This window comes from Variovorax sp. 01T439_2 (assembly GCF_056398445.1).
Map to the genome: position 1 here is coordinate 1 of NZ_JBFTPJ010000413.1, position 4,893 is coordinate 4,893.

The 4,893-nt window shown below is 70.3% G+C and carries 6 protein-coding genes; 2 read left to right on the top strand and 4 right to left on the bottom strand.

Translation table 11 applies throughout. The features are described from left to right. Together AC1DOC_RS19110 and AC1DOC_RS19115 are read left to right on the top strand one after the other, a co-directional pair. Window positions 1–490 (top strand): MFS transporter (locus AC1DOC_RS19110; protein ID WP_478130284.1); only part of this gene is annotated, 490 nt, incomplete at its 5' end. Between the two features lie 13 nt (window positions 491–503). Further along, the gene (locus AC1DOC_RS19115) at window positions 504–1,922 is read left to right on the top strand and encodes an MATE family efflux transporter (RefSeq protein ID WP_478081330.1); all 1,419 of its coding nucleotides are present in this window, start codon (window positions 504–506) and stop codon (window positions 1,920–1,922) included. Window positions 1,923–1,950: 28 nt separating this feature from the next. On the opposite strand, the gene AC1DOC_RS19120 is transcribed toward AC1DOC_RS19115, so the two are convergent. The 4 genes from AC1DOC_RS19120 to AC1DOC_RS19135 form a co-directional block, all read right to left on the bottom strand. Further along, window positions 1,951–2,271 carry a hypothetical protein gene (locus tag AC1DOC_RS19120; RefSeq protein ID WP_018905520.1) on the bottom strand — a complete coding sequence of 107 codons (321 nt, stop codon included), beginning with the start codon at window positions 2,269–2,271 and terminating at the stop codon, window positions 1,951–1,953. A 159-nt stretch (window positions 2,272–2,430) separates the two neighbouring features. Continuing rightward, window positions 2,431–3,168 carry an aldolase gene (locus AC1DOC_RS19125; protein ID WP_018905521.1) on the bottom strand — a complete coding sequence of 246 codons (738 nt, stop codon included), beginning with the start codon at window positions 3,166–3,168 and terminating at the stop codon, window positions 2,431–2,433. A gap of 37 nt (window positions 3,169–3,205) precedes the next feature. Continuing rightward, complete coding sequence (locus AC1DOC_RS19130) at window positions 3,206–3,847, bottom strand: 2-dehydro-3-deoxy-6-phosphogalactonate aldolase (protein ID WP_478130285.1); 642 nt, start codon at window positions 3,845–3,847, stop codon at window positions 3,206–3,208. After that, window positions 3,844–4,752: a 2-dehydro-3-deoxygalactonokinase gene (locus tag AC1DOC_RS19135; protein WP_478130286.1), complete on the bottom strand. Its 909-nt coding sequence runs from the start codon at window positions 4,750–4,752 to the stop codon at window positions 3,844–3,846. The genes AC1DOC_RS19130 and AC1DOC_RS19135 overlap by 4 nt, the downstream gene beginning before the upstream one ends. Window positions 4,753–4,893: the final 141 nt, after the last annotated feature.

Here is a 4,893-nt window from a genome sequence, read left to right on the forward strand (position 1 = left end):
GGGTGCGGTGCCGGCGGCCTCGGTGCTCGCGATGATGGGCGCCTTCGACTTCGTGGGCACCATTCTTTCGGGCTGGCTCTCGGACCGCTACGACAACCGCAAGCTGCTCTTCTGGTATTACGGGTTGCGCGGGCTGTCGCTCTTCTGGCTGCCGCATTCGGAATTCACGATCTATGGCCTTGGCCTGTTCGCGATGTTCTACGGCCTGGACTGGATCGCCACCGTGCCGCCGACCGTCAAGCTCGCGGGCGCCGAGTTCGGCGCCGCGAAGGTGGGCCTGGTGTTCGGCTGGGTCTTTGCCGCGCACCAGCTGGGCGCCGCCACCGCGGCCTACGGCGCGGGCTTTGCGCGCACGCTTCTGCTCACCTACACGCCGGCGCTGTATGCGGCGGGTGCGGCCTGCCTGGTCGCCGCGCTGATCGTGATGGCGATCCGCCGTCCCGCAAAGGCTGCCGCTGCGGCCGTGCCGGCCGCGCCGGCGCGCGCCTGAGGGGAGCGGCGCCATGGCTGCATCGACGTCCGCAGACCTCGACCCGCGCACGCGCCGCCTGCTCGAGGCGCCGATCGTGCCCACGCTGCTGCGCCTGGCCGCGCCCAACGTGCTCGTGATGGTGGCGCAAGCCTCCGTCGGACTCATCGAAACCTACTTTGTCGGCAAGCTGGGCACCCATGCGCTCGCGGGCATGGCGCTGGTGTTTCCCATCGTCATGCTGATGCAGATGACATCGAGCGGCGCAATGGGCGGTGGCATCGCCTCGTCGATCGCCCGTGCGCTGGGCGCGCGCCGCCGCGCCGACGCCGACGCGCTGGTGTGGCATGCGGTGGCCATCGCGATCGGCTTCGGCCTGTGCTTCTCGCTCGCGCTGCTGGGTGGCGGGCGCTGGCTCTATACCCTCATGGGCGGCACCGGCGCGGCGCTCGATGCGGCCTTGACCTACTCGAACTGGGTGTTCGCGGGCGCGGTGCTGGTGTGGCTCTTCAATTCGCTCTCGGCCATCATCCGCGGCACCGGCAACATGGCGGTGCCGGCGAACGTGACGGTGGTGGGCGTGGTGTTCCTCGTTCCGGCATCGCCGCTCCTGATCTTCGGCTGGGGTCCGCTGCCGGGCATGGGCATCGCGGGCGGCGCGATGGCGCTGCTGCTGTACTACCTGCTGGGTTCGGTCGCGCTCATCGTCTACCTGCGCTCGCCGCGCAGCCTGCTGCGTCCCACGCTCGCCGCACTGAAGCTGCGCTGGCCGCTGTTCCGCGACATCCTGCGCATCGGGCTGGTGGGCGCGGTATCGACGGTGGCCACCAACCTCTCGATCGGCATTGCCACGGCCTTGACCGGGCACTTCGGCTCGGGCGCGCTGGCGGGCTACGGCACCGCGTCGCGGCTCGAATACCTGCTGGTGCCGCTGGTGTTCGGGCTGGGCGCGCCGCTGGTCGCGATGGTCGGCACCTGCATGGGCGCGGGGCAGCGGGAGCGCGCGCTGCGCGCCACCTGGGCCGGCGCGGCGCTGGCCTTTGCGCTGACCGAAACCATCGGCCTTGCCGCGGCGCTGTTCCCGCGGCCGTGGCTGCTGCTGTTCGGCAGCGACGCCGCCATGCTCGAAACCGGCGCGCACTACCTGCGCGTGGTGGGGCCGCTCTACGGCTTCTTCGGCGTGGGGCTGGTGCTGTACTTCGCTTCGCAGGGCGCGGGGCGCCTGCTGTGGCCGGTGCTCGGCAACATCGCGCGGCTCGCGGTGGCCGGCGTGGGCGGCTGGCTGGCCCTGCGCTGGGGCGGCGGACTGGCCGGCGTGTTCGCGGCGCAGGGGGCGGCGCTGGTGGTGTACGGCATCGTCATCGCCTCGGCGATTGCCGGCGGTGCCTGGTTCGGCCGCGTGGGCTGGCCGCGCACGACGCGCGGCCTGCTGCAGCGCGTGGCGCAGGCCTGAACCGCTTCAGGTCGATGCGCCCGGCCGATCAGTAGCGGTAGGGGTTCTCGGGCCGGCGGTCGTAGCGGTTGGGCACGCCGTCGCCGTCGTAGTCCCGGCGGCCGTAGCGGCGCTCTTCCCAGTGGCGATGCCGGTGCTCGTAGCGGTCGCGCCCGTGGTAGTAGCCGGGGCCGTAGTAGTGCCGCGGAGGCGGCGGTGCGTAGTAGTGGCGGGGCGGGGGCGGCGGTGCGGGCACCACGTACACCTGGGCCTGGATGAAGCGGCCGCCGGTCTGGGCCTGCGCCGGTGCGCTGAGTGAAGCCAGCGAGAGCAGGGCCGCGGCGCCGATGGCGTAAGTGAGCTTTTTCATGGCAACTCCCATGGAGTGGTTGGAAGCCCTATCCTCGCGGCCCCATGTGAACGCTTTGTAAGGCTGGAGCGAAATCGGATGAAGAGCTGTAAGCCGCTTTGCGGCCGCCGGTGCCATCCTGCGCGAAGCTCCGGTGCTTCGCAGCCCGGTGGACGGACCTCAGCCGCGCGGCGCAGGCAGCAGCCGCCGCAGCGCCTCGAAGAACAGGTCCGACTGCTCGCGTTCGCCCTGGATCTGCGCCGCCACATGCGCGGCCATCTTGGCGTCCACCGGAACCAGCGGGCGCCCGGTCGATTGCGCAATCACCTGGTGCAGGCTCGCGCGTTCCAGGTAGTAGAGGTCGTCGTAGGCATGCGCAATGCAGGCGCCCGCCACGATCACGCCGTGGTTCGCAAGAAAGGCAATGTCCTTGCCCGCCATGGCGCGCGCGATGCGCTCGCCTTCGGCATCGTCGAGCGCCAGGCCGTTGTAGACCGCGTCGATGGCGATGCGGTTCATGTAGCGCATCGCGTTCTGGCTCAGCGTGGGATCGAGCGCGCGCTCGGCCGTGAGCGTGAGCGCGGTGGCGTAGGGCATGTGGCAATGCAGCACGACCGCGTGGCCCGTGATGCGATGCACTGCGCCATGGATGAAGAGGGCCGTGGGCTCCACGCGGTGGCGCCCCGCGAGCACTTCGCCGTGCACGTCGATCAGCACGATGTCGTCGGCACCGATCTCGCTCCAGTGCAGGCCGCGCGGATTGATCAGGTAGCGGTCCTGCGCGCCCGGCAGCAGTACGCTGAAATGGTTGCAGACCCCTTCGGACAAGCCGTGGTGGGCAGCCGCGCGCAGCGCGAGCGCAAGGTCTTCGCGCAGCTTGCGCACGGCGGGGCTGGCGTAATCTGAATCGGCGGACATCGACGCTCCCTCGTGGACGTTGGAAAGAAGATCTTCTTCAGATGGCGGCCGCGCCGGTGAAGGCCGCGACGAATCTCTGCGCATCGGCGCGCACGGCCGAAGCCTGCTTGCCCGGCTTGTAGAGCGCGGAGCCGATGCCGAAGCCGGCCGCGCCGGCCGCACGCCATTCGGCCATGTTGGCGGGCGTGATGCCGCCCACGGGCATCAGCGGCGTGCCCTGGGGCAGCACCGCGAGCAGGGCCTTCACCACCGCGGGCGATGCGAGCTCGGCCGGAAACAGCTTGAGCCCGGTCGCGCCCGCGGCCAGCGCGCCGAAGGCTTCGGTCGGCGTCAGCACGCCGGGCAGGCAGACCATGCCGAGCCGCACGGCCTCGGCGATCACCTCGGCATTGAAGTTGGGCGACACCACCAGCTCGCCGCCGGCCGCATGCACATAGCGCACCTGCTGCACGTCGAGCACCGTGCCGGCGCCCACCAGGGCCTGCGGAAAGCGCGTGCGCATCAGCGTGATGCTGGCGTAGGGCTTGGGCGAATTGAGCGGCACCTCGAGCAGCCGGAAGCCCGATTCGACGATGGCATCGCCCACGTCGGCGGCCTCGGCCGGCGTGAGCCCGYGCAAGATGGCGACCAGCGGCAGCGCGCGCATCGCGGTTTCGAATTTTTGTTGCGGTGTGGTCATGGCGGATTCCGGTCTGCGTCGAGAAAGCCGGACAGCGCATGCAGCCCGGCCCAGGTGGCTTCGGCGCCGAGCGTGCGCGTGGCGGTGCCGGTGGCGCGCAGCGCCAGGGCATAGCGTTGGGTGAGGGCGGAGGCGCCGATCAGCACGACCTCGCCGGCGGCCTGCAGCGACTGCGTGCGCAGTTCCTCGCCGATCAGCAGGCCCGAGAGGTAGCTGGAGAGTTCCGGCGTGGCCATGCGCTCGAACAGCGCCAGCGTGCGCGTGCCGAAGGCGTTGTGCAGCAGGCCGTGGCCGTTCTCGGAGCGCGTCACGCCGTCGAGAAAGGCCGCTTCGTCGAGCGGCGCATYGGCATCGAGCGTGCGCGCAAGAATCGAATGCTGGCTCAGCAGCGCATAGAACTCGCCGGTCATGTAGGTGCGAAAGCCCGCGACGCGGCCCTTCCTGGCCGTGGCCCACTTGTTGTGCGTGCCCGGCAGCACGAAGACGCCTTCGTCGAGGCCGGCGATCGACATGGCGCCGAAGATCTGCACCTCTTCGCCGCGCATGACATCGGGAACGCCGTCATGCTCGTCGCGAAGGCCCGGCACGATGGAAATGCGCGAGCCCGGCCGCACGTCGATGTCGATGATGCTGCGGCCCACTTCGACGCGGCCGGCGGGGCAGGCGCAGTACGGCGCCTCGACCCAGCCCTGCTTGCTGCCGGCCATGCCGGAGATCAGGCAGCGCGCGCCTTCGAGGCCCATCCAGTCGCCGAACAGCGCTTCAAAGACCGCGGGGAATCCGCCTTGCGGCACCTTGAGGATGCCGCGCGCATCGCTGCGCTCTTCGAGCACCTTGCCGTCGGCATCGAGCAGTGCGCCGCGCAGTGAACTTGTGCCCCAATCGATGGCGACCAGTCTTGTCATGTCAGTGATTGTCGCGCGGCACGAAGGCCCCGCGGCGACCACGCAGGAAGGCCAGGTCGGCGCCCTGGTCGGCTTGCAGCACCGTGTCGACGTACAGCTTCCAGTAACCCGAATCGAGCGGCGCCTTGGGCGCGACCCACT